Here is a 24,000-nt window from a genome sequence, read left to right on the forward strand (position 1 = left end):
GCATCACGCCTGAAATCCACGCTTTGAAAAAATACGCCTTCCCATGTCCATACCCTGTCCGGCCCCTTCGTTACACTAATCACTTAATTTTCAGCCTGTTAACGGGATGGAGAAAATCTAATGTCCCAGACTGAGCGTCGCCATGAAAGGCTGGCGGTTCGGCTGTCCCTCATTATCAGCCGCCTGGTTGCTGGAGAAACGCTGGATATGGGCCTTCTTGCCGCAGAATTTGGTGTATCGATCCGCACCCTCCGCCGGGATTTTCGTGAGCGACTGATGTACCTGGATCTGGAATATCGCGATGGCACCTGTCGCCTACTTTCAGGTAGTCATCAGCGTGAACTGGCGGTGCTGACTTTTGCTCGTCAGTCTGGTGTGGAGGCCTTGTTTCCTGACATGGACAATCACATGGTCAGTTCCCTGTTAAGTGGACCCGGTGAGTCTCCTTGCCTCATATGGGCAGAGTCAGAGCCATTGTCGCCACCCAGACCAGGCATATTTACACGGCTTATCAGGGCCATATCAGAGCATCGGTGCGTAACGTTGCTGGCTGAAGGCTGTCGCTGTTCAGGGCTTGCACCATACCGCCTCGTACTCTGCGGTGGGCACTGGTATCTGACTGGAGAGCATCATCATCGTGTTGCGGTGTTTCCGCTGAACGATATCCATGCGGTTACCTTGCACCCGGAACTGTTCGTGCCTGACCTTCAGATTCGCAACGTTCTCGCCGAACCGGAATTCCTCAGAGCTCTTCCCCATTTTCACGTTTTTCACTCACTGCTCGCCAGAACCGGCGACGGTCTTTTACCTCATAAGGAATCATGATGAAGAAATTACTGACCACAACGGCGCTGGCCGTCAGTCTCTGCGCTGGCGCTGTCTTTCCGGCGTCTGCCGAAACTGTCGTGGGTACCGTCAAATTCTGGCAGTACATGCAGGCGGATGGCTGGAAATCGGCCGATGGCATGGATAACGACACGCTGAACAACACGCTCTATCAGGCCAGTGTCATTGGCAATTATCCCTGGACCAGGCAATTCCTGCTGCGTCAGCGTGGTGGTGGTGCTTATTTTCTCGCCGACAAGAAAACGCATACCGTGCGCAAGCTGAATCTGAAACCTGCCAGCGGTTATTACTCCGACCTGACATCGGTCTATCAGGGCGAAGACCAGGGGAAAGGGTGTTACTTCACTATCATCGACACCCAGTATCAGCTGGAACTGGCTGACGAACCTCACAGCAACAAGGTGCTTGCTGCATTCCCGGAAAACTGTGTCAACAAACAGCAGCAGGCTGCCCTGGCGGCGAAGCGTTCTGCCTCAGAGCAGAAACTGCAGCAGTGGGTAGCCCAACAGAGTCTGGCTGAGTTGTGCCGACGCACCGGCAACTGCTGAAGCAATGGAACGGACGATTAATAAGGAATCTGCACCATGAAGAAATTGTATCGACCTGTTCTCACTGTTTTGATGGTTATCGGTACCATGGGGCTCTCTGGCTGCGACAGCAAGGAAGATGCGGGAGTGAAAGCGATAGCCCGTTTTAAGGACATTACCCCGCCACCATTCAGCAAGGTTGTCTCGCATAAATCCGATATTGCCCAGGAATGGGTAAAGAAGGATGCCTTCGGTACACCGCAATATACGGTGATGAAAACCCGCCAGTCGCCGGAAGGTTGTGAGTCAGGTAATTATTACTACATTGCTGACATGCAGCAGAAAACGGTGCAGCCGCTGATGGCAGCCCTGTGCCTTGCGGACAATATCACCCTGAGCTTCAGGATTGAAACCGACAGCTACACGGGTGAGAAATCGGTGGTGTACTCACACGATGGTAAGGAAATGGGGAAGCTCTATCTGCCGGAGAATCAGGAGAAAAATCCATGACTAAGCTAAAAGGCGTTATCTCAGTTTTCGCTCTGAGCCTCTGTCTGCTGTCACCGGCTCAGGCTGAAGAACAGCGTTACATTAGTATCCGTAACACCGACATGGTCTGGGTGCCGGGTAATGTCTGCGTCTGGCAGTTTCGCCTGGATAACGGCGGAAGTGGCGAAGGGTTCGGGCCTTTGACACTCTCCCTGCGTCTGAAAGATAAAGGGGGGAACACGCTGGCGATGGGGAATATGGCGGTGGCTGCATTTGGCGACAGCGATGCTACTCGCTCTCAGGAAGCTTCGCTGGAGAACGAATGCGTGGAAAACGTTAGCTCCGTCGAAATCATGAAGGCAACGGAAGAGCGTCATGGTTACCAGACTGACCTGCCACTGGCCATTTTCGACCCGCAGTATTACCGGCCGATACAAGTCACGGTTGTCGGTGGTAAGGCATCTTAGCCGATTCGTTATCCGTTTGATTCAGCCCCTGTCGCTTATGCCGCAGGGGCTTTTTGTTTTAAGGAGGCTGAGTGCATGAGCTCATTGAATTGCCTGTTGGACCGTTTACGCGCCAGCAGGCAGAGGCGGTTGCGTCTCAATATTCCAACGTTGTAATAGAAGACGACCAGGGGACACATTTCCGTCTGGTTATCCGTCATGAGTGTTGCATGGTCTGGCGAGCCTGGAACTTTGAGCCGGATGCCGGTTACTGGCTGAACAGATATATCGCTCGTTATGGCATCCGCAAATTCCCTGCATAACCACCACCAGCGCATCACCGTTATAAACAAAGTCAGGCCACACCTCCCTCGGGAAGTGTGGCCCTTTGTATTTTTACCCACTGCATAAGGAATTACCCATGCGATTAGCCAGCCGCTTTGGCCGTATAAACCAGATACGCCGTGACCGACCACTAACCCATGAAGAGCTGTTGAGTCATGTCCCCAGCGTGTTCGGGAGCGACAAGCATGAATCACGCTCAGACCGTTACACCTACATCCCGACCATCACCATCCTTGAAAGCCTGCAGCGTGAGGGCTTTGAGCCGTTCTTTGCCTGCCAGACCCGCGTGCGAGACCAGAGCAAGCGGGAGCACACCAAACACATGCTTCGCCTGCGTCGTGCCGGTCAACTGACCGGGCATCAGGTGCCGGAAATCATTCTTCTCAACAGCCATGACGGCTCATCAAGCTACCAGATGCTGCCGGGGCTATTTCGTGGCGTTTGTACTAACGGTCTTGTCTGCGGCCAGTCATTCGGAGAAGTGCGGGTACCGCATAAAGGCAATGTCGTCGAGAAGGTAATTGAAGGGGCTTACGAAGTGCTCGGGGTCTTTGACCGGGTGGATGAGAAACGCGATGCAATGCAGTCGCTGGCGCTGCCAGCCCCGGCCCGTCACGCGCTGGCAAATGCCGCACTGAAGTATCGATTTGGTGAGGACCACCAGCCGGTCACGGTATCGCAGTTGCTGACCCCACGTCGCCGGGAGGACTACAGCGACGACCTGTGGACAGTCTACCAGCGCGTGCAAGAGAACCTGATGAAAGGTGGTCTGTCAGGGCGAACTGCACAGGGGAAAAGCAACCGCACCCGTGCCGTTACCGGTATTGATGGCGATGTGAAGCTCAATCGCGCCCTGTGGGTTATGGCAGAAAACATGCTCGAGTTTTTCGGGCGTTAAACAACAGTTCCGGCATAAGGGAGATAATTTAATGGATACACAAAATCATCAGTTCGCTGAGCTGACAGCAATTACCGCCTCAGTGGTCCCTGATGAGTTACGCATTGGCTTCTGGCCGAAACATTTTGGCTCCATCCCGCAATGGATAACCCTTGAACCCCGAATCTTTGCCTGGATGGACCGCCTGTGCACTGACTATCACGGCGGTATCTGGAACTTTTCGACGCTCAGCAACGGCGGCGCTTTTATGTCTCCTGAGTCGGAGGATGATGAAAAGTGGGCATTGTTTAACAGCATGAACGGCAATGGAGCAGAACTCACCAGTGAAGCAGCAGGAATAGTCGCCTGTCTGATGACATACAGTCACCACGCCTGTCGCACCGAGTGTGATGCGATGACTGAGCACTATTATCGCTTACGCGACTTCGCGCTGAACCATCCAGAGTGCAACTCCATTATGCATCTCATCGACTGAGGAGAGCCGAGCATGAGTACCGCGTTATCCCCATTGTCATCACAGCCTGAACTCTTTCCGCTGGCGGTTATGGCTCAACATGGTTGCCTGCTTCCCGCGACTTCTGGATTGACACCCTATGCCCAACGGACCATTCGCCGGGCTATCAATCTGCTGGATAAATATCTGCGCCAGCCCGGCATATCTTTTACCTCAAGTGCTGCTGCCCGTGACTGGCTTCGGTTACAGCTGGCAGGACAAGAACGGGAAGTGTTTATGGTGCTCTATCTTGATAATCAGCATCGTTTACTGGAGAGCGAAACGCTGTTTGCCGGTTCAGTTAACCATGTCCAGGTCCATCCCCGCGAAGTAGTGAAGTCAGCGCTTCGCTTAAATGCTGCAGCTGCCGTGCTGGCGCATAACCATCCATCCGGTGATCCGGAGCCCAGTCAATGTGACCGCAACATTACGGGCAGGCTTAAAGAAGCGTTAGCACTGGTTGATGTGAACACGCTCGATCATCTGGTCATCGGCTCAGAGGGCATTGTGTCGTTCCCGGAGCGAGGCTGGATATGAAAATCATCAGTAAACGCCAGGCAATGACCCTATACCGGCAACATCCTGGCTCCCGGCTGTTTCGCTTCAGTACGGGAAAATATAAATGGTCAGGCAGTATCTGCCATTATGCTGGCCGCGAGGTGGAAGATATACGCGGCGTTCTGGCCGTATTTGCTGAACGTCGTCAGGACCGCAATGGTCCCTATGTCATTCTTCGAAGTGTCACTCTCAATTAATCTTTCCCTTTAATCAGGAACAATAATGAACAATCACTCCGAATCCGGTACTAAGCCGGATAATCCCGCCTGCCAGCAGTGGGGACTAAAGCGCACGATCACACCCTGTTTTGGCGCTCGTCTGGTGCAGGAAGGCAACCGGGTGCATTTTCTCGCTGACCGGGCCGGATTCAACGGTGCTTTCAGCGACGGGGATGTATTACACCTGGACCAAGCTTTTCCCCTGATACTCAAGCAACTGGAACTAATGCTCACCAGCGGCGAGCTAAATCCCCGCTATCTGCACTGCGTCACGTTTTACCACAACGGACTCACCTGCGAAGCCGATACACTCGGCTCCTGTGGTTATGTCTACATTGCTATTTATCCTGACCAGACTGAGCCGCATTAGCTCACCACTTATTCCCTGAACATCACAGAGTAAACATCATGCAAACCTTATCATCACACCCGACACGGGCGGCTCAGCCCTGCCTGTCACCCATTGAAATCTGGCAGTGCCTGCTAACTCATCTGTTGTCGCAGCACTATGGCCTGACGCTGAATGACACACCGTTCAGTAATGAAACCACCATCCAGGAGCATATTGACGCCGGGATATCTCTCAGCGATGCGGTGAATTTTCTGGTAGAAAAATACGGGCTTGTCCGTATCGACCGGAAGGGATTTTCGTGGCAAGAGCAGACCCCGTATCTTTCCGTAGTGGATATTTTGCGAGCAAGGCGCTCTACCGGCTTGCTAAAAACTAACGTGAAATAAACACATAAATACAGAGCAGACTGAAGGAAAGCAAAATGCTAATCTCACAAACGAAGAGACTCCTGCTGTAACCCCACCTCCCCTGCAAAAAACCTGACATTTTCTTTTAGGACCAACAATGGGACCAAAATGAAAATTGAACTGAATATTATCAAATATTAAACAACAAGTTACACAACCAATTCAGACTCCGCCAGCACCAAAATTCTCCATCGGTGATTACCAGAGTCATCCGATGAAGTCCTAAGAGCCCGCACGGCGCAAGCCCTGCGGGCTTTTTTGTGCCTGTAAAACGGCCCAGTCGCCATTGCAGGCTCTACAAGAATTCCCCCACTCAGCATTGCTGACCCATCAACCATACGTCTTTAACCATCGTATCTGTCCAGTTCCCTGCTTACGATGGGCATACTCGTGTAGTGCCGCTGTACCTCAGCGCTCCAGCCACCTTTTCGTCCCCTCCCCCCTCGTTTATGCGAACCTTATCACATTCCAGGAAATAACTTAACAGGTTAACCGGTTAAGTTGCTTTTGCGTGTTGATCCAACCAACCCGTAGCGGTATCGTAAGCCTACAAAATTAATTTAAATAGATTCCGGCAAAATATGAGAGCAACTGCACAATCAACTAAGTACCAGGCGATAAAAGCGGCGCTGTTAGATGAAATAAGAAATGGTACTTTTAAACCTGGTGAGAAATTTTACAGTGAATCTGAACTAAAAGAGCGTTACTCCGTTAGCTCTGCTACCGTCATTCGCGCAATTCACGAGATGGTAAATGAAGGTTATTTGGTACGCTACCAGGGTAAAGGGACTTTTGTCTCAAAAGCAAAGCGTAATGAAAATATTATTTTCTCTGAATCAGACAGAGATATGAAAGGCATGCAGTCGGTAAAAGTCATTACCTGCACCACTGAAAATGATATCTCTATTCAGGAAAAGCTTGGACTTGACGCTACTGAAGAATACTACCGTATTTCCCGACTTAAGTTTGATAGTGGCAAACCCTATGCCTTTCAGATCTCTTATATTCCGGTACGTTATTTTGAGCGTAAACTGCTCGTCAATAACTCAGCACTCAACTCTATTTATGAGGCGTTTAAAGTAAACCACGGTCTGGATATGTATGCCATGCCATATCGCCAGACGATCTGCGCAATAACTGATGTCTCTCCAGATGTACAGGATCATCTGGTACTTTCCAACCAACAACCAGTTATCGTCATGAAACGCTACACCTACAATGAGCAAGCCCAGGTCATTGAATATATTGAAACATACAAGCGGTTAGAGTCATTTTATATCGAAATCAGAACGCCAGATAAGGGGCCAGGATGAATCAACTTCTATTAATATCTCACGGTGGTTTTGCCAGCGGTGCCAGACAAGCAACAGAACTCATTCTGGGACCGCAACCCAATCTTCATTTACTTGAACTAGACGGCCAAAAAGGCATTGATATTTTCAAAAGAGAACTTACCGAAAAAATATCAGAGTTAAGGTCTAGGCAAGAAAAATTAATTATCATCTCAGATTTAAAAAATGGCTCTCCCTACAATACAGCAATGGAGCTAATTGCGTTAAATAATTTATGGGATAACGTTACGCTACTTTCCGGTATGAATTTAAATTTAATACTAGAAATAGTCATGGTTCTTGACGCTCCTGTAAGCCAGCAGATGATAGGCGAGATTATGACAACAGCCTGTGCAGGCATTCATCATTTGCAACCTATGGCTTTAACCACAAATACTCATGATGGAGATGAATAAACATGGAGCATATAGCGGTTTGGCAGATAGTCTTACTCACTCTCTATTCAGGATTAGCGATATATGATGGCAATAATACAACCTTAGGTTTAGTTAAGCCCGGAATGGCCGGTTTTTTTGCCGGACTTATTATGGGAGATGTCACGACAGGATTAATAGTTGGCGGCACATTAAATCTTTTAGTATTAGGGGTAGGTAACTTTGGCGGCGCGTCAATTCCCGACTATATGACAGGAGCAGTGCTGGGTACAGCTTTCGCTATTATCAGCGGCCAGGGCGCGGCCTTCGGTGCAACGATTGGCGTCCCTATTGGGTTACTGATGGTTCAGCTGGATATTCTGGCCCGGTTCACCAACACCTTTATTCATCATAAAGCAGATGCGCTCATCGAAACGGGCCAGGTTAAGGCCGCAGCCAGGCTGAATCTACTTGGGCAGGTGCCTATTTCGCTTTCGCGCATGGTACCTGTTCTCCTGGCGTTAATTCTCGGAGCCACCTTCGTTAACGAGGTAGTGACCTGGATCCCGGACTCCATTATGAACGGACTGAAAGTCGCTGGCGGCGTGCTGCCTGCATTGGGTATCGCTATCCTTCTGCGCTATTTACCCATTAAAAAGAATATTACTTTCCTGATCCTGGGGTTCTTTCTCGCCGCGTATCTCAATATACCGGTACTCGGTGCGGCATTAATGGGTCTGGCTATCGCTATCTATATCTTTAATGCCGAAAAACAGGTGGCCCAACCGGCTGTCTCTTCCACAAATGGAGTAATGGGTGATGAATAAAGTCCTGAAACGCGTATTCTGGCGCTGGTTCCTGTTCGGTCAATCCGGATGGAACTACGAAAAAATGCAGGGTCTGGGTTACCTGTACAGCATCTACCCATTCCTGGAGAAGAAATATCAGCAGCCTACAGAGCTAAAAGAAGCAGCAAAAGTTCATAGCCAGTTTTTTAACACTAATAACACGATGGCGCCGGGAATACTGGGGGTCAATATCGCCCTGGAAGAAAAAACCGGTCTGACGGGAAAAGATGCCGTAACTGGGATTAAGACCGGACTGATGGGGCCACTGGCGGGGATTGGCGATACTCTGTTCTTCGTTATTCCTACCACCATCATCGGCTCGGTCGCCTCCTACCTTGCTTTACAGGGCAATCCGGTAGGATTAGTGCTCTGGCTGCTATTTGCGGTAGTCCGCATGCTGTTCATGCGCTTTAGTATCAATAAAGGCTATCAGGAGGGCGTTAACCTGCTGGGATCGCTGACCAACAGCCTTAATAAAATTACGCGGGCTGCCAATATTCTTGGTCTCACCGTTATAGGCGCGCTGATTCCTTCGGTGGTAAAAGCCAAACTTAACTTTGAATTCAGCTACGGTGAGGTATCACTAAAACTGCAGTCAATTGCCGATCAAATCATGCCCGGGCTGATTCCATTACTGGTAGTGGCATTAACCTACTGGTTATTGGGTTTAAAAAAGATGAATTCTACCCGGGTTATTTTCATCCTGATTGCTCTCGGCATAGTTGGCTATAACCTGAATATTCTCGGCTAAATAAATATCATTTTCTCAGGAAATAATAATGAAAGGTATCGTACATATTCGTGTCGACGATCGCTTAATCCATGGTCAGGTCGCCACCCGTTGGGTCAGCCACTTTAATGCTAATCGCATCATGGTTATTGACGATGCGGTCGCGGCAAATGAGGTTGAGAAAATGCTGCTGCGCAGCGCGGCTCCGGAAGGCTGCAATACTTCAATCCTGACGGTTGAAAAAGCCAGCGCCAATATTCTTGCCGGAAATTACGCCGGTCAGCGCGTTCTTATTCTGCTGAAAACCCCGGAAATTGCCCTGCAGATGGTTAACAGCGGCATCGGGCTAACTCAATTGAATATCGGCAATATGTCAAACAAAGAAGGGCGTAGCCAGATCAAACGCTCGGTAAGCGTCAGCGACGCTGAAATCCAGGCGATCAACGCCCTGCTGGCTAAAGGAGTTTCAGTCACCGCGCAAATGACGCCAGAAGAACCAGACGTCGCCATCACCACTTTTTTAAAAGATAAAGGATAAGGAATGTCTCCAAATCAGCAGCAGTATTATCAGCATGTGATAGCCACTCTGGATCGCGTCACACTAACCCAGGGCGATACAATAGAACAGGCCGCAACGCTCTTTGCCGAATGCGTAAAGGCTAACGGCGTTATCCATGGATTTGGTTCAGGACACTCATTTGCCGCAGCGGTTGAGCTTGCCGGAAGAGCCGGCGGACTGGTGAACACCAAAGCCATTGACCAGTTCTACGGCCCTACGGGCTGGTTTGACTCGCTCACAGGCATTGGCGATATCTTTGCCGGACTTCTCGATCTGCGCGAGGCTGACTGCTTTGTCATGATATCCAACTCCGGCACCAGACCTTTGCATACGGAACTGGCGCGGCAAATAAAGCAGCAGGGACTAAAACTGATCGTCATCACTCGTCACGATCCCGCCTCGACAAATAGCGTTGAGAGCATTCGTGATTACGCCGATGTGGTGGTGGATAACGGCTGCCCTGCCGGTGACTGCACGCTAAATCTTGATAGCGGCCGCATAATGACCGGCCCGGTCTCCTCATTATCGGCAGCCTTCATCATCAACAACATCGTTTTACGCTGTATCGAAATCTTGCTGGAACAGGGTATCGAGCCGCCGGTCATGCGCAGCATCAATCTGCCCGGAGGCAAAGAATATAATGAAGCTCTCATGAAACAGTACAAAGAACGTGTTTTTACGCTCTAGGGAAGGCCATGAAAGAAAATCCGTTATTGACCAGCCTCTCGCTCCCCTTCCCTGCACTGACCCGTGCGCAGTGCCGGGATGAGCTGAGCGCGATAGGCAGCAAACTCCTACGAAACGCCGAGCGCTATGGAGATATGTTTCCCTCTGCCTGCACCACGGAGAATCGCTATGCGCTGAAAGAAAATAACGACTGGACCAATGGTTTCTGGACCGGAATGCAGGCAATTGCCTGGGAGTTCAGCGGTGAAGCGGCGTACCTCGATACGGTAAAACGCAATGTCGCCAGCTTCCGGGCTCGTTTAGACGCACACCATGTACTCGATCATCATGATATCGGTTTCCTCTACAGTTTATCGGCGGTGGCGTACTGGAAGCTAACGGACGATAGCGCGGTGAAATCACTGATTCTGGCGGCAGCCGATGTTCTTACCCGGCGGTTTCATACCGATGCCGGCTTTATTCAAGCCTGGGGGAAATTATCGGATCCGGAAGAGTATCGCCTGATCATCGATTCGCTCATTAACCTTCCACTGCTACACGTGGCGGCAAATATTAGCGGCGAACATCATTACCGGGAGGTTGCGGAACGCCACTACCAGAATGTCATCGACAATATTTTCCGCGAAGATGACTCTACTTTTCACACATTCTATTTTGATCCGGCCAGCGGAGAACCAGCATATGGCAAAACATTCCAGGGCTTCAGCGACCAATCCTGCTGGGCTCGTGGACAGGCCTGGGCCATTCTCGGGATCCCGCTTAACTGGTCAGCCAGCGGAAAAATTCAGCATCTGGAACGTTGGTTGCAGGCCTGCAGTTATTTTTTCCGCCATCTCCCTGCCGATGGTGTCCCGGCCTGGGATCTTGTCCTTAACGACATCGACGGTACGCCTAAAGACAGCTCGGCGTTAGCCATTGCTATTTGCGGCCTGCTGGAAGCACATAAACATCTTCCCGACGAACATTACGATCGGATAGCCAGTCAGCTTCTACAGACCTTGATGGTGCAGGCTTCGGCCAGAGACGACGATGCTTGTGACGGGCTGCTGAAGCACGGGGTCTATGCCTGGGCTTTAGGAAAAGGTATCGATGAATGTAATCTCTGGGGCGATTATTTCTATATGGAAGCCCTGTACCGACTCTATCAACCACATTGGTCAGGATACTGGATATGACAATCACTCAACAATACTTAAAGATTGTTCAGGAAAAGCTTAACGACATCACTCAGCAACAAAATAATAAAATCATTACCGCCGCAAGCGAAATGGCACAAAGAATCGCCAACGGCGGAATTATTTATATTTTTGGCTGTGGCCATTCGCATATTTTTTCTGAAGATCTATTTTATCGCGCTGGCGGAATTGCTCCGGTCAGGCCTATATTCATTGAACCCTTAATGCTTCATCAAGGTGCCGCCGCCTCATCGCATTATGAAAAGCAGAATGATTATATTAACCGTCATCTTGATGAATATAACCTTACCGAGCACGACTGCTTAATTGTGATTTCCACATCGGGTATTAACCCTGCGCCAATAGATGCGGCGCTGTGGGGAAAACGCCACGGCGCTTTCACCCTGGCGTTGACCAGTTTTATATACGCAGAAACCCAGCGCTCAAAGCACAAGGAGGGCCGCTATCTCAAAGAGTGCGCGGATATAGCGATTGATAACCAAGTGCCGATAGGCGACGCAGTGCTCTCGCTTCCAGGCCAGCCGGCTCCCTTCGCGCCGGTCTCATCGATGACTGGAATATTTATTCTTCACGCTCTGTTCGCCGAAATCATCAGCAACCTGAGCCAGCATAATCAGCCGCTACCGATATTTCTGAGCGGTAATATTGAGAACTCGGCCCAACATAACCAACTTCTCTTAGAAAAATACGGAGATAAAATCCCTGAACTCGTTAATAACTTAAATTAAAAACAAATTATCTGTCCCTACCATAAATATTTTATAAGGTAAAAATGATGAGCACCATAAAACTCAGAGCCTCTCTGTGCGCTCCGCTTTTATTTTTTATTTCCTCTGCTGCCTTTTCCGCTGAAGAGATGGATTATGAACCTCCCTCTTTATTTGAGAAAGCGTTTTATGACGAAGGTAAATTAGATCTTAATACATCTTTATATATCCGTCATCGCGCGGTTAAAGATCCTACTACTGGAAAATATGGACTGGGTCCCGCGGGGATCCAAAACCAGACCGGTAATATTGCGCTTAGCTATATCTCGGGCTATTACAAGGACGTTATTGGATTCGATTTCTGGGGCAATGCCAATATCAAACTAGGGCATACTGTCGGCCAGTCGGAGATCCTTTATTATGACTACCAATGCGGTCAGGCAGGGAAGTTCAGCCCATGTGAGAAATCCTATATGGCCGTGTCGGTTGCCGCGCTGAAGCTAAAGCTGGGTGAAGAGAACGCTAATTTTAAGCTTGCCGCAGGCTATACGCCGATTAACTCCGGGACGATTAAAAGCAGCTGGGGCCTGAATCCCCATGCCTTCCGCGGTTTTGACGGCGCGTTAACTATTGATGATCTCAAACTCACCTACGCGTGGGCGGATCGTTTTAAAAACGACTGGAGCCGCGACTTTAAACCGATGACAACCTCATGGCATCAAAATAACGCCGCCGGACTCGATAACAACGGCGGGACAATGAAAGCCGGCAAAATTATCGATTACATTCACACCGCTGGCGCAATTTACAACTTTGGCAATACGGTGCTGGACCTTGGCTATGGCGAAGGCAAAGATTATCGCCGCAACTGGCAGGTTCAGGTTGAACGCAACGATACCTTATCGAATAACTTTTCCCTGCGCAGCAAGCTGTTTTACCAGGGCGCACGCTACAACGAGAAGCTTTCAGGCATCAGCGATCCTGCCACCGAATATTACGTCGGTATCGGCTTCAATCTGAGCCATCACAATACGGTGTGGTCGCTGGGTTACAGCCAGAACTATGCTCCCAATACCGGCGATTACAACTTTCGCTTAACGCCGTGGGCAAATTCAGACAAACGAGACTATCAGCCCACGCTGTCACAGCTTGAGGATTTCAACGTCTCGGGCGCCCGGGCAGTAAGACTGGGGGTAAGCTATAATTTTGCCGACTTCCAGCTACCAGAATTAACGCTGGCAAGCGCCGTCACCTATGGCTGGCACGTTGTCACGGATGTCAGCAAAACCCGGGGCGAACGTCAGTATGATGGAAAGATGACGTCGATGGATTTTTCAGCCCGCTATCTGGTGGCGGATGGTCCGGCAAAAGGCTTATCGTTTACCCTTCTGCCCGCCCTGCTGCGCACGACTGACAGCAACTATAAAACCGACCGTAACGATGTGAAGTTTATCGTCGGTTACAGCATGAATGTTTTCTGATGCCATCGCTCCCGGCCCGGGCCGGGAGCAAATCCGCCTGGATATACAGGGACAAATTGTTTATAACGTTGCCTCCTGATGCCCAACACTGACAGGATTTACGGTGGAAATTTTCTCAAAGCGCTGCATCATACGGCCGTTCAACACCGATAAAATTGAGCCGTTCATGGCTTATCGCAATGATGCCGAATGGATGCAATATCAGGGTTTTAAAAACCTGACAAAGGAAGCTTATGCAGAGGCGTTGCTGGGAAACCTTTCACTGGCAACGGGTATGCAGCTGGCGATATTCGATACCATCAAAAGAACCTTAATTGGCGATATCTATTTAAAACAGGACAACGAAGCCCTCTGGCTTGGCTACACCGTTAGTCCGCGACATGCCGGAAAGGGATATGCTTTTGAGGTCGCTACGGCGGTGATTGAGTGGAGCAAAAAACAGGGATTTTCAGCGCTAAAAGCCGGGGTTGCTGCAGAGAATCTTCGCTCAATAAACTTACTGCACAAACTCGGTTTTTCCTGTTCCTGCACGGAAGAGGATGAACTGGTTTTTGTTCTGCGTTTACGCTCAGCTGATTGACCCTCTCGCATTCCGCACACTATCTTTCCACACCTCGCTTCTGATGAAGCGCCTCTGTACTACCCGCTGTTATCCCATTCACCGCGCGGGAGGTTACATGTTACTTTCCGCATCGTTGGTTTTTAAAACAAAAAGATAAATAGCCTCACATCTCTTGCTCATGCTGGTTTTATGCCTGTGACGCACCCTGTGCACGGTTCTGTAAAAGAGATAACCATGAAACGAGCCGTGAACGCCCTATAAAACTGAGGCAAGCAGCGGCAAAAGTCAGGCAGTAACCCGCCCGACTTTACTATTCATCCCGACCGATTGCTCAGGGGCTCAGCTCGAAGGTAATTGAGATTAATGCGTCGGGATTAATGTCAGCCGGAGTGGTGCTGTATAATGAGCCAGCCTGGCCATATAGGGTAATTTTTCCGCCTTTAAAACCTGATGATAAGACCTTTTCCATTAAAGGATCGAGCTGCTTGTCGTACACCATCTTTGAATTCATGGTGTTCAGTATCGGCGTACCATCGAGCTTTTTCTCCAGTATATTCATGGATAAAGACTCATTCGGCTTGTAAGGTTCCTTCCCTTTTTTATCAATAACAAAATAAACGCCGTTAGGCATTATTTCGTATTTTTTATTTTTGATTTTAGCCATGATTCTTTTTTCGATATCAACGTACTTTGACGACAACTGGTCATTAAGCGTGTTGACGATGCTTTCTATTTCACCCTCTTTAATTTGCAGCTTTTTATTGTAAGCATCGTTAAACCCGGAAACCAACGCCGAGGGAGTCAGCTTGATATCATTGTCGGCCATTTTATTTACATCGGATAGTGCCTGAGTCAGATAGAATACCCCAAGCGCATAAGCATTTTTATTGCTTTTATCCGCAAGATTTAAATCACTTTTCTTTATGGTCAGGCTATCAAGAGTAGACTGCAATTTTTTATTTTTATCGTTTAAATCAAGCACAGAAGCAGCATATTTTTTCTGTGCCGTCTCAGCAGCCGCGGTTAGCTCACCGTTCTTTTTGGTCAGCGTATCGATAATCTTTTTCTGCTCAGTTTCGTTTTGTGTATTTTTCGTTTTTAGCGCAGCAATCTCCGCCGACAGCGTGCGGGTGGTCTCATCCAGCTTTTTCTGCGCCGAAGCAGCAGCGGCGGTCAGCTCAGCATTCTTCTTCGTCAGTGCATCAAGGGCGGTTTTCTGCTTACTCTCACCCTGAGTGCTCTGCGCTTTCAGCGCGGCAATCTCCGCCGACAGCGTGCGGGTGGTCTCATCCAGCTTTTTCTGCGCCGAGGAGGCGGCGGCGGTCAGCTCGGCGTTCTTCTTCGTCAGCGCATCAAGGGCGGTTTTCTGCTTACTCTCACCCTGAGAGTTCTGCGCTTTCAGCGCGGCAATCTCCGCCGACAGCCTGCGGATGGTCTCATCCAGCTTTTTCTGCGCCGATGCGGCGGCGGTAGTCAGCTCAGCGTTCTTCTTCGTCAGCGCATCAAGGGCGCTTTTCTGCTTACCCTCCCCCTGAGTGCTCTGCGCTTTCAGCGCGGCAATCTCCGCCGACAGCGTGCGGGTGGTCTCATCCAGCTTTTTCTGCGCCGATGCAGCGGCGGCGGTCAGCTCAGCGTTCTTCTTCGTCAGCGCATCAAGGGCGGTTTTCTGCTTACCCTCCCCCTGAGTGCTCTGCGCTTTCAGCGCGGCAATCTCCGCCGACAGCGTGCGGGTGGTCTCATCCAGCTTTTTCTGCGCCGATGCGGCGATAGCGGTCAGTTCAATATTCTTTTTCGCCAGCGCATCCAGCACGGTTTTCTGCTTGCTGTCGCTCTGGATGTTCTGCGCTTTCAGCGCGGCAATCTCCGCCGACAGCGCGCGAGTGGTCTCATCCATCTTTTTCTGTGCGGCTTCGGCGGCGGCGGCCAGTTCAGCATTCTTCTTCGTCAGCGCGCTAACGACGCCAGGATCGCCGCTGTCCGTCTGTCCGCTCTGCGCCTTCAGTTCGGCAATCTGCGCCGAGAGCTCACGCGTCGTTTGTTCCAGCTTTTTTTCTGCCGCTTTGACCGCAGCGCTCAGTTCCGCATTCTGTTTACGAAGCGTTCCGACCGTACTTTCAGCCTTGTTACTCTGAGTGGCTCTCTTTCTGACAACATCTTGCTTTGGCGGTGTTTTTTTACCGCCGCTATCTCTTCCTTGATTAGCCGTCGTTGCTGCCTCAGCGCTGGCTTCTGCTTCCGGCAGATTTTTTATCTCAAGTTTCGATATATTATCGAGGAAGTCACCCTCGGCAGAGTGAGCAGGGAACATAATAACAAGGGTAGAGAGAGCAAATACAATCGCAAGACCTCTAAGATCGTATATATTCAGTTTCCCCTTCTTGTATCTCATCTGGCAATCCCATCCTTGAGATCGGCTTTTCTCGCCCGAATTTCGAACTCTTTAATTAATTTTTGAGAAATAACATTGCACTTATAGTTTATCTTATATTCAAAAAGCGGAGTAATCGTTGACTTTACGCTTGATGACGTTTGACCTGAAACAGAAGCATAAAACTTAGCATCGTTGATTAAGCCATACAGTTCAGTTGAATCCTGCTGAAACTTTTTGTCGAGCTTAACTAAAGCATCAGCATCCTGGATACACTGCTGTAAAGCTGGTATCTGCGCTGGCTGCTCTTTTTCAGCAACATCCTTTTTTATTAGTACACTGTCTATTTTTTTATTATTAGCACATCCCTGCATTAGACCCACAGAAATGCAAACCAACGCCAATAAGCTATTTCTTATCATTTTCCCATCCGCTAGAAAAAAACTTCAAAAATATATTCGCCGATTCCAGCAGAAAAAAATTTAACAAACAACGTTGTGAGTTTGATTTAGCATCAATTCGGAAAAAACACACGAAATGGTCGTTTTTTAACCAATTAAAGAATGGGAATTATCCTGGTAACAGGCGACATTCTTATCTAATTTTGTCTTAACCGCATATTATTATGTGGCGGATTATCAATTTATATCTGCTATTGGATAGCCGCAGTCGAAATCAGAGTCGGTAGAAAAATTACGCTCTGGAGAGAGACCTCTGCCCGACTCAGACTGCGCTGCCCGCTAATGCGGCGCAGCGCAGACACCGCCTGATAAATTAGCCCCGGCGCGCAGCCCGTCCGCCTATCGGTAAAACCGCCAGCGCAACCACAACCGGCACCAGCGATCCCCACAGTACGGCATTCCAGCCGAAAAGGTTCATTAATGCGCCGGAGGAAAATGACCCAATCATCATGACGCCGAAAACAATAAAATCGTTCAGCGATTGCACCTGGGTTTTCTCTTCCGGTCGATGGAAGTCCATAATCTGCGCCGACGCGCCGGTAAAGCCAAAGTTCCAGCCTAAACCCAGCAGGATCAGCGACAGCCAGTAGTGCATCACCTCGACGCCGGCCAGACCAACCATCACCGACAGCACCAGCAAAAACAACCCGGCCGCGTTAATACGCCGGGCTCCGAAACGCTGAATTAACCTGCCGGTAAAAAATCCGGGACCATACATGGCGATCACGTGCCACTGAATACCGAGGCTAGACGCCTGCTGCGAGATCCCGTGCATATGCATGGAAAGCGGCGCGGCGGTCATCAGGAAGTTCATCACCATGTAGGAGATTGCGCCGCTAAATACCGTCCGGGAAAAACCCGGCTGGCGAACGATTTCGCCAAGCGGACGGCCGCTGTACTTCGCCTGCGCCGCCGGCTCAGCGGTTTTCACACCCAACAGTACCAGCGCCGATACCGCTGCCACCACTCCCTGAGCGATAAAGGTCATCGCGAAAGTATGCGGCGGCCACAGATTCATAGTCCCGATCACCAGCATCGGGCCGATGACCCCGGCAGCCACGCCGCCGCCCATTACCAGAGAAAGCGCCCGCGCCCGGCGATCGATGCTGACGCCATCGGTGGCGGCGAAGCGAAATGAGACCGCCACCGCCGCATAAGCGCCGCCGCAAAAGGCCGCGACACAGAACAGCCAGAACGAGCTGATAACGACCGCCAGCGCCGCCAGGAGCCCCGTCAATATACCGGCGCCGGTACCGGTCATAAATACCGTTTTCCGTCCGCGCCTTCTGGCCATCGCGCCAAATGGTAGAATACAGGCGGCCATGCCCAGCACAAAAATAGTGAGGGGCAGCGTTGCCAGCGTCGGAGAAGGCGCGATGGCGTTGCCAACAAGCGCCCCGGTGGTGTAAAACACCACCGCGTTTGCACCTGCCAGCGCCTGTGCCGTAGCCAGACGAACAATATTTTGGTTTTGCTGCCTGACGGGCAACGTTATCTCAGCGCTCATGGATTCCCTTATCCTGAATTTATTTTCGTTATGCCAACATCCTGGACGACATAATGAACGTTATCAGGCATTCAGACCAGCCGTCTGGCGCCAGAACTATTCGCTGGCGCTCTGCCTGCAGGAAAGGGAGTAATGGTTCTGCCTGCTGTGCCGGGAAGGTCCTGGGCGTCAGGCTTTGACCTGGTTATGGATCCGCCACTTCTGCTGGAGCACATTTTTGTCCTGGCTTTCCAGCCACTGATTAACTTTCTCCAGCAGCTGCGGGTTATCTTTATTCATCATATAGACCTTGAAACTGGCGGTGCCCGGAAACGGCGTCTCGTTTGCCACGCAAAATATACCCGGTTCATTGCTCTGGTAATAAACGCCTTCAATCAGGTCGGTCACCATCATATCCGCCGTTTTCTGCCGCAGCGCTTCAAGGTTATCGATATTATTTTTTACCCGAATGATTTGCGCGTGCTTGATGTGTTCATCGACAAAGCTTTGATTGGTGCCGCCCGGATTCACAACCACTTTCACATTCGGCCGATCGATTTTTTCCAGGCTGCCAAGAGCCGGTGCCGCCGCGCAGTTAGCCAGGGCAATCTTGCCATTCGGCACCACCGGCTGGCTTAACGCGAACTCTTTCGCTCGCGCCGCGGTTTCCGTCACTCCGCCCATGGCGATATCAAACTTATCAGCCTTCAGATCGGCGGAAAGCGTAGGCCAGCTGGTCAGCACGAAGCTCACCTTCAGACCGAGCCGCTTGCCAAGATCTTTCGCCATATCAACATCGTAGCCCAGCAGCTCTCCGGCTTTATTATGAAACGCCAGCGGCGCGTAGTCTCCCGGCACGCCGACTTTGAGCTCGCCGCTTTGCTGAATGCTGTTCATGTCGCGTGCCTGGGCGCCAAAAGCGGCGACGGCGATGACCAAAGCAATGCCTGACTTCAACTTCATTTTCTTATCCTTGTCCAGATCTGAACCGTTTGTGATTAAACCACGCCGCGCAGCGGGTGATGTTTATTAGCCATAAAATCTTTAATCATGGATGCCGTCAATACCGGCGGCGAGAAAGGCTGTATTGTCCCTTCAGCAATGCGCGCAGCGAACAGTTCACAAAAGCGCTCAACCTGATTAACCGGAAACCCGGCGATATCCTGAGCGGAATAACGCCACCAGCGTAGCGCCAGCAGTTGTTCGATAATCTCGTCGCTAAAGCGTCCGCGAATAACTTTCGCGGGATTACCGCCAACGATGGTATACGGCGCAACGTCCTTTACCACCAGCGAGTTGGCCGCAATCACGGCGCCGTCACCGAGGGTGATGCCCTGCGCCAAAGTAACATTCTGACCAATCCAGACATCGTTACCGATAGTTATCGGACGAGGAGTTTTCTCAAAAGGGTAAAACTGGTTGGGCCTGCCGCTATCGGCGGCCAGAGTGGCCATCATGCCGGAGTGATGCGCATAAAATACCGGGCTGGCGCTGGCCCATTCCAGAGGGTGCCGATCGCCTAACACCTGTAGCCTGTCGGCAATAGAGGTATAGCGCCCCACCCGAATGAGCGCCGGAAGCAACGTTCGCGTATAGCTAAACGCTCCCATTGAGGCCAGCCGTTCGCCGCAGCGCCCCCAGTAGGTGGTATAAGCCTCGGTGGCTAAATTTTCCGGCACCTCAATCAGCAGATCGTCACGATAAAAAGCGTGGGCGCAGACCAGCTTTTGTCCGCCGACAAAAACGCGCTGCGCCTGTAATACAGGCTTAAGCTCACCAAAGGCGATTTTCATTTTCGATTTTCCCGCACAAAAGTATTTCAGGTCAGCCGCTTAATCTCTCGATCATTGATAGCGTACCGATCCGCTCATCGTGCAAAAAATCGCAATGACATCTCTTTTTTGTGAGCCACAGCGCGAAAGCGAGAGCCTGCGTCTCGCCAGTTGGCATCAGTTATATTCCAGCGCAAAAGTCACCATGCTATTGGCGGTGCCGGCGGTTACCGCCTCATCGGTCTGCACGTACTGGGCATTAAAGTTGATATTTTCTGCGCTGCCGGCATGGCTGGCGTTAATTCGTTTTAGTACCGGCAAGTTGCTGGCCTCATTGATTTTAACGCTGGTGCCGGCAGCGGGTGCCGGGGCGCTGTTATTGCCGTAAGTGAGCCGGACGCCTACCCCGCTGGCAGAGGCGTTTTCTTTGCTCAGCGCCAGGGTATCTGTGGTCCCGGTTTGCGTCGTCACGCCAAAAAAACCGATGCGGATATCGGTCGGCGTTGAACAAAAGACCGGGATAGAAAAGCTTCGCGCGCTGCCGCCGACGGTGTTTTTGCCTTTGAATTCCGCCTTATTGACCGTCCCGAGGTTTACGTGAATGTTTGCGCTCGAAACCTGACAGCTGCCGCTGCTGCCAATATCGACGTTCAGCGCGGCCATATCGAGAGTGACCGGCGGGCTGGCGACATAATCGGCGCCGCTGCCGGCCCGCTGCTGAATAGTGAGCTCACCAATCTGCGGCTGCGCCGGGACATTAGCGTGGTTGCCGCTGACCAGGGTAACCTCTCCGGTCTTATAAAACGTCACCAGCACTTTCACCGCAATCTGCTGCTGCGCCAGCAGAGCGGCAATCTCATTGCTATCGCACACCGTCACCGACTCCGCGCCCCCGGCAGCATGATTACCGTCAATTGCGCGAACAGGTCCGCCGTTGCACTGGAAGCCCAGCGAGTAGCCTATACCGTCCAGCGCCGAGGGAAACACGTGCTGACCGTTAATCGACAGCGCCGATGATGCAGTTTTAAGCTGCCGGTACACCAGGCGCTTAGCTACCGCTTTCGGTAGCTGAAGGTCGCAGGAGAAACGAATCCCGCTACCGTTATCCGCCATCATGCTGGTCATCTGCGAATTCAGCGGTAGCGTAGGCAGGTACTTGATATTCTGGACGTTAACGGTCATCTGGCCGATATCACCTTTGCAGGTTTCCGCCCGGCTGCCGTGGCTATACATTCCCGCCATCAGCAGTAATAAAAACGATATTATGCGCAAAATCACCTCAGTTCAGAGCTACTGACAGAGGCCAGAAACGGTTTTTACCGGACTCTGCCCCTGCTGTACGGTATCGGTAAGCTGGAAATGCAGGGCGCATCTCCGTGAGATATTGTCAGCGTTCCAGGTAACATCAAGCGTTCCCTGCTGCGGAATGCCGCTCAGATACACCTGTCCGCTATCGGCCACCATGCCACCGGGAGCCGTCCCCTCGTCATCCTCAGCCTTACGCAAGCGGACGCTGGCGCCAAACGGCAGGGGGCCACGGCTATCGCTCAGGGTAAACAGCACGCGATTACCGATATGGGTCTGATAAGTGGCCTGTACCACCGCTCCGCCGCCGGGGATCACCGTCTGTCCTTCCAGTTCAACATCGGCATCATCGGCCAGCGATTCGGTATCCAGCGTAATGGTGTTTTTGCGATAGGCCGTCAGCGAGGGCACCACTGCATAGCCCCGCCAGTCGGTGTGCACGTTGCTGCCGTTCTGAATCGCCACATCGGCGGCACCCGGCGCACGTACGATGGCAAAACTTTCGCCGACGGTTTGCCCCAGCGTCACGCCATGGCGATGGGCGACAATAGAACCCGATGCTCCCCAGGTAAGCTGGTGGCTGGCGCTATCGCGACGATAGCCGAGCTGCGCGGTTCCGTAGCCACCGTGGTAATCCAGCGATGCGCTGCTGTTGCTACCCTGGCCGCCGTTAGAGTAGCCCTGCTGAAGGGAATAATAGAGATTTGGATTACGCGGGATCGAACCATACAGCGATGCCTGCTGCGAGGTGCGCCCGTTATTATCGGAGGTCGTGCTATAGCTAATCGCGCTTCCGGCAAGCGGACCGCCAAGCGGAATACTGAGGTTGAAGGAGCACGAACGATCGGCTTTTTGCCGATCGGAGGACCGGGTGTAGTAATACCCCACGCCCCACGAAACGCCTCGCCAGGCGCTGTAAAATCCGAGGTGCAGCGTCTCGTCGCGGTTTTGTCGGTGCCAGTACTCCTGCGACCAGGCGGAAATCGCCAGGCTACTCACACCGCCAAACGCCTGCGATACGGAGACCTCCTCACGGCTGCGCTTGTTCTCAACCTGCCCGCTGGGGCTCTCAAGCGCATTCGCCTCGCTAAAGTCATAATAACCGCCAGAGGAGTAGCGATAGCTGGCGAGGCTAAAGGATGTGCCGGTACCGACAAAATCCTTCTGATACTGTACGCGCAGCGAGTGTCCCGCCGAGCGTTTTCCTGAAGGCATCGTAGTGTTAGCCCAGGTCACACCGCCACCGAGCGAACCCAGTTCGCCAAAACCCCGCCCGACGCCCAGCGCCCAGGAGCGGTAATCCTGCGCCAGCTGGCTACCGCCGTAGAGGGTTAACTCCGCCGGTAGCCCATAAAACAACGTCCCCTGCACAAACGTCGGCGACGGCGCCTGGCTCTGACCCGAATGGTAGCGTCCGGCGCTCAGGCTGAATTTCACTCGCCCTTCGCGTAGCATAAACGGCACGGCTGAAAAGGGCTGCGTAAAGGTCCGAACCGAGCCATCGCTCTCTTTAACCTCGACCCAAAGGTCGCCGCTTTGTGCCGTCGGATAGAGATCGTTAATCGCAAACGCCCCCGGCGAGACGAAAGTTTCATAGATAACATAGCCATGCTGGGAGATAGTCACCTTCGCATTACTGTGCGCCATCCCTCGAATCGTCGGAGCAAAACCGCGCTGGCTATCCGGCAGCATTTCATCATCGGACATCAGCTGCACGCCGCGAAACTGCACGCTGTCAAAAATTTCCCCGGTGGTAAAGGTATCGCCCATCCGCAGCAGGCTTTTGAGCGACTTCACATCGCGCTGTAGCCAGGTACTTTGCGAATTCCAGCGTCGGGTCCGGTCATATTCCATCGACGATACGTTGCGCAGACGCCAGGCTCCGAGGTTAACTCCGCTACGTAAATTCAGATAGCTGGAGCGGTTGTTGTCATCCGCCTGCCGGGTCTGCGATCCCGTCAGGTTATAGTTAACAAACGCCGCCGGGATGCCGTCATCCCAGCGCGCCGGATCAACGTACCCACGGCTTTGCACGTTCATTGCCGCCTGGGGAACACTTAAATTCAGACGCTGGGTGGCGAAATCAAAACGGCTGCTGGCATCGGGGATATAGCGCTCAATCCGGGTAAACGCCTCCCCTTCATGCAGCGTATTAAACGCCGGGAACGCGCTGACGTTAACGCCATATTCCGCCAGCTGCGCCGGGGTTAATTGCGGCTGCAGCGCGCCATTGCTGTCGACAAAAGTCACCTCAGCCTGGGCTATCTCCTGATTATTTACCCAAATACTGACTGGATATGTCCCAGGCTGCTGGCCGCCTGATTTGGCAAAATAGTGCAAATCAGCGGTCTTTTGCTGCGGATTGGCAAATTCTAATGCCGCTGGGTCAAAGTAATCATCCGCCTGCGCAATGCTGCTCTGGCAAAGCAGGAAAAGTGCCGTCGGTGCCGTCGCTGATAAAAAAATTCTGCCGGCGTGCGCAACGATCGCCGAATAACCGGAAGTGATACCAGAAGCGTTATTTTTCACAATATCCTGACCAGGCGAAGCAAAA

The 24,000-nt window shown here is 51.5% G+C and carries 28 protein-coding genes; 21 read left to right on the forward strand and 7 right to left on the reverse strand.

What is annotated here, in order from left to right; genetic code table 11:
• Positions 1-120 precede the first annotated feature (120 nt).
• From GJ746_RS19110 to GJ746_RS19210, 21 genes are all read left to right on the forward strand, one after another.
• Complete coding sequence (locus tag GJ746_RS19110; RefSeq protein ID WP_154681606.1) at positions 121-825, forward strand: helix-turn-helix transcriptional regulator; 705 nt, start codon at positions 121-123, stop codon at positions 823-825.
• Positions 825-1,394 (forward strand): hypothetical protein, encoded by a 570-nt coding sequence (locus tag GJ746_RS19115; protein WP_154682775.1) that lies wholly within the window; start codon positions 825-827, stop codon positions 1,392-1,394. Before GJ746_RS19110 ends, GJ746_RS19115 begins: the two co-directional genes overlap by 1 nt.
• Positions 1,395-1,430: 36 nt before the next feature.
• Entirely contained in the window at positions 1,431-1,883 is a 453-nt protein-coding gene (locus GJ746_RS19120) for a YfjS/YafY family lipoprotein (RefSeq protein ID WP_099433365.1), read from the forward strand.
• Complete coding sequence (locus GJ746_RS19125) at positions 1,880-2,329, forward strand: IrmA family protein (RefSeq protein WP_154681607.1); 450 nt, start codon at positions 1,880-1,882, stop codon at positions 2,327-2,329. Before GJ746_RS19120 ends, GJ746_RS19125 begins: the two co-directional genes overlap by 4 nt.
• A gap of 71 nt (positions 2,330-2,400) precedes the next feature.
• Positions 2,401-2,631 (forward strand): DUF905 domain-containing protein, encoded by a 231-nt coding sequence (locus tag GJ746_RS19130; RefSeq protein WP_154681608.1) that lies wholly within the window; start codon positions 2,401-2,403, stop codon positions 2,629-2,631.
• 98 nt (positions 2,632-2,729) lie between these two features.
• Positions 2,730-3,551, forward strand: a complete 822-nt coding sequence (locus GJ746_RS19135) for a DUF932 domain-containing protein (protein ID WP_154682776.1) — start codon at positions 2,730-2,732, stop codon at positions 3,549-3,551.
• A gap of 31 nt (positions 3,552-3,582) precedes the next feature.
• Positions 3,583-4,026, forward strand: coding sequence for an antirestriction protein (locus GJ746_RS19140; RefSeq protein ID WP_063963756.1), 444 nt, complete (start codon positions 3,583-3,585; stop codon positions 4,024-4,026).
• Between the two features lie 12 nt (positions 4,027-4,038).
• Positions 4,039-4,581 carry a RadC family protein gene (radC, locus tag GJ746_RS19145; RefSeq protein ID WP_154681609.1) on the forward strand — a complete coding sequence of 181 codons (543 nt, stop codon included), beginning with the start codon at positions 4,039-4,041 and terminating at the stop codon, positions 4,579-4,581.
• The gene (locus tag GJ746_RS19150; protein ID WP_012543032.1) at positions 4,578-4,799 is read left to right on the forward strand and encodes a DUF987 domain-containing protein; all 222 of its coding nucleotides are present in this window, start codon (positions 4,578-4,580) and stop codon (positions 4,797-4,799) included. Before radC ends, GJ746_RS19150 begins: the two co-directional genes overlap by 4 nt.
• A gap of 25 nt (positions 4,800-4,824) precedes the next feature.
• Positions 4,825-5,190 carry a type IV toxin-antitoxin system YeeU family antitoxin gene (locus GJ746_RS19155; protein ID WP_154681610.1) on the forward strand — a complete coding sequence of 122 codons (366 nt, stop codon included), beginning with the start codon at positions 4,825-4,827 and terminating at the stop codon, positions 5,188-5,190.
• A 38-nt stretch (positions 5,191-5,228) separates the two neighbouring features.
• Positions 5,229-5,558 (forward strand): TA system toxin CbtA family protein, encoded by a 330-nt coding sequence (locus tag GJ746_RS19160; protein WP_154681611.1) that lies wholly within the window; start codon positions 5,229-5,231, stop codon positions 5,556-5,558.
• A gap of 602 nt (positions 5,559-6,160) precedes the next feature.
• Positions 6,161-6,892 (forward strand): GntR family transcriptional regulator, encoded by a 732-nt coding sequence (locus GJ746_RS19165; protein ID WP_154681612.1) that lies wholly within the window; start codon positions 6,161-6,163, stop codon positions 6,890-6,892.
• Complete coding sequence (locus GJ746_RS19170) at positions 6,889-7,326, forward strand: PTS sugar transporter subunit IIA (RefSeq protein ID WP_154681613.1); 438 nt, start codon at positions 6,889-6,891, stop codon at positions 7,324-7,326. The genes GJ746_RS19165 and GJ746_RS19170 overlap by 4 nt, the downstream gene beginning before the upstream one ends.
• A 2-nt stretch (positions 7,327-7,328) precedes the next feature.
• A complete protein-coding gene (locus GJ746_RS19175; protein ID WP_154681614.1) occupies positions 7,329-8,111 on the forward strand; it encodes a PTS mannose/fructose/sorbose/N-acetylgalactosamine transporter subunit IIC in 783 nt (260 codons plus the stop codon).
• Positions 8,104-8,883 (forward strand): PTS system mannose/fructose/sorbose family transporter subunit IID, encoded by a 780-nt coding sequence (locus tag GJ746_RS19180; protein ID WP_154682777.1) that lies wholly within the window; start codon positions 8,104-8,106, stop codon positions 8,881-8,883. The genes GJ746_RS19175 and GJ746_RS19180 overlap by 8 nt, the downstream gene beginning before the upstream one ends.
• A gap of 28 nt (positions 8,884-8,911) precedes the next feature.
• Entirely contained in the window at positions 8,912-9,400 is a 489-nt protein-coding gene (locus GJ746_RS19185; RefSeq protein WP_154681615.1) for a PTS system mannose/fructose/N-acetylgalactosamine-transporter subunit IIB, read from the forward strand.
• Between the two features lie 3 nt (positions 9,401-9,403).
• Positions 9,404-10,108: a sugar isomerase domain-containing protein gene (locus tag GJ746_RS19190; RefSeq protein ID WP_154681616.1), complete on the forward strand. Its 705-nt coding sequence runs from the start codon at positions 9,404-9,406 to the stop codon at positions 10,106-10,108.
• A gap of 8 nt (positions 10,109-10,116) precedes the next feature.
• On the forward strand, positions 10,117-11,283 hold the full coding sequence (locus tag GJ746_RS19195; protein ID WP_154681617.1) for a glycoside hydrolase family 88 protein: 1,167 nt from the start codon (positions 10,117-10,119) through the stop codon (positions 11,281-11,283).
• Positions 11,280-12,032 carry an SIS domain-containing protein gene (locus tag GJ746_RS19200; protein WP_154681618.1) on the forward strand — a complete coding sequence of 251 codons (753 nt, stop codon included), beginning with the start codon at positions 11,280-11,282 and terminating at the stop codon, positions 12,030-12,032. Before GJ746_RS19195 ends, GJ746_RS19200 begins: the two co-directional genes overlap by 4 nt.
• Before the next feature lie 128 nt (positions 12,033-12,160).
• Entirely contained in the window at positions 12,161-13,492 is a 1,332-nt protein-coding gene (locus GJ746_RS19205; RefSeq protein ID WP_227852696.1) for an OprD family outer membrane porin, read from the forward strand.
• Positions 13,493-13,595: 103 nt separating this feature from the next.
• A complete protein-coding gene (locus tag GJ746_RS19210) occupies positions 13,596-14,072 on the forward strand; it encodes a GNAT family N-acetyltransferase (RefSeq protein ID WP_154681619.1) in 477 nt (158 codons plus the stop codon).
• Between the two features lie 313 nt (positions 14,073-14,385).
• On the opposite strand, the gene GJ746_RS19215 is transcribed toward GJ746_RS19210, so the two are convergent.
• The 7 genes from GJ746_RS19215 to GJ746_RS19245 form a co-directional block, all read right to left on the reverse strand.
• Positions 14,386-16,443 carry a cell envelope biogenesis protein TolA gene (locus GJ746_RS19215; RefSeq protein WP_227852698.1) on the reverse strand — a complete coding sequence of 686 codons (2,058 nt, stop codon included), beginning with the start codon at positions 16,441-16,443 and terminating at the stop codon, positions 14,386-14,388.
• On the reverse strand, positions 16,440-16,844 hold the full coding sequence (locus GJ746_RS19220; protein WP_154681620.1) for a hypothetical protein: 405 nt from the start codon (positions 16,842-16,844) through the stop codon (positions 16,440-16,442). The genes GJ746_RS19215 and GJ746_RS19220 overlap by 4 nt, the downstream gene beginning before the upstream one ends.
• 352 nt (positions 16,845-17,196) lie before the next feature.
• Positions 17,197-18,390, reverse strand: a complete 1,194-nt coding sequence (locus GJ746_RS19225; RefSeq protein ID WP_154681621.1) for an MFS transporter — start codon at positions 18,388-18,390, stop codon at positions 17,197-17,199.
• A 168-nt stretch (positions 18,391-18,558) separates the two neighbouring features.
• Positions 18,559-19,332 carry a transporter substrate-binding domain-containing protein gene (locus GJ746_RS19230; protein WP_154681622.1) on the reverse strand — a complete coding sequence of 258 codons (774 nt, stop codon included), beginning with the start codon at positions 19,330-19,332 and terminating at the stop codon, positions 18,559-18,561.
• 35 nt (positions 19,333-19,367) lie between these two features.
• On the reverse strand, positions 19,368-20,162 hold the full coding sequence (locus GJ746_RS19235; protein ID WP_154681623.1) for a CatB-related O-acetyltransferase: 795 nt from the start codon (positions 20,160-20,162) through the stop codon (positions 19,368-19,370).
• A gap of 156 nt (positions 20,163-20,318) precedes the next feature.
• A complete protein-coding gene (locus GJ746_RS19240) occupies positions 20,319-21,383 on the reverse strand; it encodes a fimbrial protein (protein WP_195908877.1) in 1,065 nt (354 codons plus the stop codon).
• A gap of 48 nt (positions 21,384-21,431) precedes the next feature.
• Entirely contained in the window at positions 21,432-23,975 is a 2,544-nt protein-coding gene (locus tag GJ746_RS19245) for a fimbria/pilus outer membrane usher protein (protein ID WP_154681625.1), read from the reverse strand.
• Between the last annotated feature and the right edge of the window lie 25 nt (positions 23,976-24,000).

It is taken from the genome of Klebsiella oxytoca, assembly GCF_009707385.1.
In the GTDB taxonomy this organism is placed as follows: Bacteria; Pseudomonadota; Gammaproteobacteria; order Enterobacterales; family Enterobacteriaceae; genus Klebsiella; species Klebsiella oxytoca_C.

Coding starts and splice junctions, on each gene's coding strand:
- GJ746_RS19170 (WP_154681613.1), top strand. CDS start 6,889: ATGAATCAACTTCTATTAATATCTCACGGTGGTTTTGCCAGCGGTGCC.
- GJ746_RS19160 (WP_154681611.1), top strand. CDS start 5,229: ATGCAAACCTTATCATCACACCCGACACGGGCGGCTCAGCCCTGCCTG.
- GJ746_RS19230 (WP_154681622.1), bottom strand. CDS start 19,332: ATGAAGTTGAAGTCAGGCATTGCTTTGGTCATCGCCGTCGCCGCTTTT.
- GJ746_RS19190 (WP_154681616.1), top strand. CDS start 9,404: ATGTCTCCAAATCAGCAGCAGTATTATCAGCATGTGATAGCCACTCTG.
- GJ746_RS19135 (WP_154682776.1), top strand. CDS start 2,730: ATGCGATTAGCCAGCCGCTTTGGCCGTATAAACCAGATACGCCGTGAC.
- GJ746_RS19185 (WP_154681615.1), top strand. CDS start 8,912: ATGAAAGGTATCGTACATATTCGTGTCGACGATCGCTTAATCCATGGT.
- GJ746_RS19220 (WP_154681620.1), bottom strand. CDS start 16,844: ATGATAAGAAATAGCTTATTGGCGTTGGTTTGCATTTCTGTGGGTCTA.
- GJ746_RS19215 (WP_227852698.1), bottom strand. CDS start 16,443: ATGAGATACAAGAAGGGGAAACTGAATATATACGATCTTAGAGGTCTT.
- GJ746_RS19195 (WP_154681617.1), top strand. CDS start 10,117: ATGAAAGAAAATCCGTTATTGACCAGCCTCTCGCTCCCCTTCCCTGCA.
- GJ746_RS19155 (WP_154681610.1), top strand. CDS start 4,825: ATGAACAATCACTCCGAATCCGGTACTAAGCCGGATAATCCCGCCTGC.
- GJ746_RS19225 (WP_154681621.1), bottom strand. CDS start 18,390: ATGAGCGCTGAGATAACGTTGCCCGTCAGGCAGCAAAACCAAAATATT.
- GJ746_RS19235 (WP_154681623.1), bottom strand. CDS start 20,162: ATGAAAATCGCCTTTGGTGAGCTTAAGCCTGTATTACAGGCGCAGCGC.
- GJ746_RS19165 (WP_154681612.1), top strand. CDS start 6,161: ATGAGAGCAACTGCACAATCAACTAAGTACCAGGCGATAAAAGCGGCG.
- GJ746_RS19115 (WP_154682775.1), top strand. CDS start 825: ATGAAGAAATTACTGACCACAACGGCGCTGGCCGTCAGTCTCTGCGCT.
- GJ746_RS19205 (WP_227852696.1), top strand. CDS start 12,161: ATGGATTATGAACCTCCCTCTTTATTTGAGAAAGCGTTTTATGACGAA.
- GJ746_RS19120 (WP_099433365.1), top strand. CDS start 1,431: ATGAAGAAATTGTATCGACCTGTTCTCACTGTTTTGATGGTTATCGGT.
- GJ746_RS19125 (WP_154681607.1), top strand. CDS start 1,880: ATGACTAAGCTAAAAGGCGTTATCTCAGTTTTCGCTCTGAGCCTCTGT.
- GJ746_RS19175 (WP_154681614.1), top strand. CDS start 7,329: ATGGAGCATATAGCGGTTTGGCAGATAGTCTTACTCACTCTCTATTCA.
- GJ746_RS19140 (WP_063963756.1), top strand. CDS start 3,583: ATGGATACACAAAATCATCAGTTCGCTGAGCTGACAGCAATTACCGCC.
- GJ746_RS19240 (WP_195908877.1), bottom strand. CDS start 21,383: ATGGCGGGAATGTATAGCCACGGCAGCCGGGCGGAAACCTGCAAAGGT.
- GJ746_RS19180 (WP_154682777.1), top strand. CDS start 8,104: ATGAATAAAGTCCTGAAACGCGTATTCTGGCGCTGGTTCCTGTTCGGT.
- radC (WP_154681609.1), top strand. CDS start 4,039: ATGAGTACCGCGTTATCCCCATTGTCATCACAGCCTGAACTCTTTCCG.
- GJ746_RS19110 (WP_154681606.1), top strand. CDS start 121: ATGTCCCAGACTGAGCGTCGCCATGAAAGGCTGGCGGTTCGGCTGTCC.
- GJ746_RS19150 (WP_012543032.1), top strand. CDS start 4,578: ATGAAAATCATCAGTAAACGCCAGGCAATGACCCTATACCGGCAACAT.
- GJ746_RS19200 (WP_154681618.1), top strand. CDS start 11,280: ATGACAATCACTCAACAATACTTAAAGATTGTTCAGGAAAAGCTTAAC.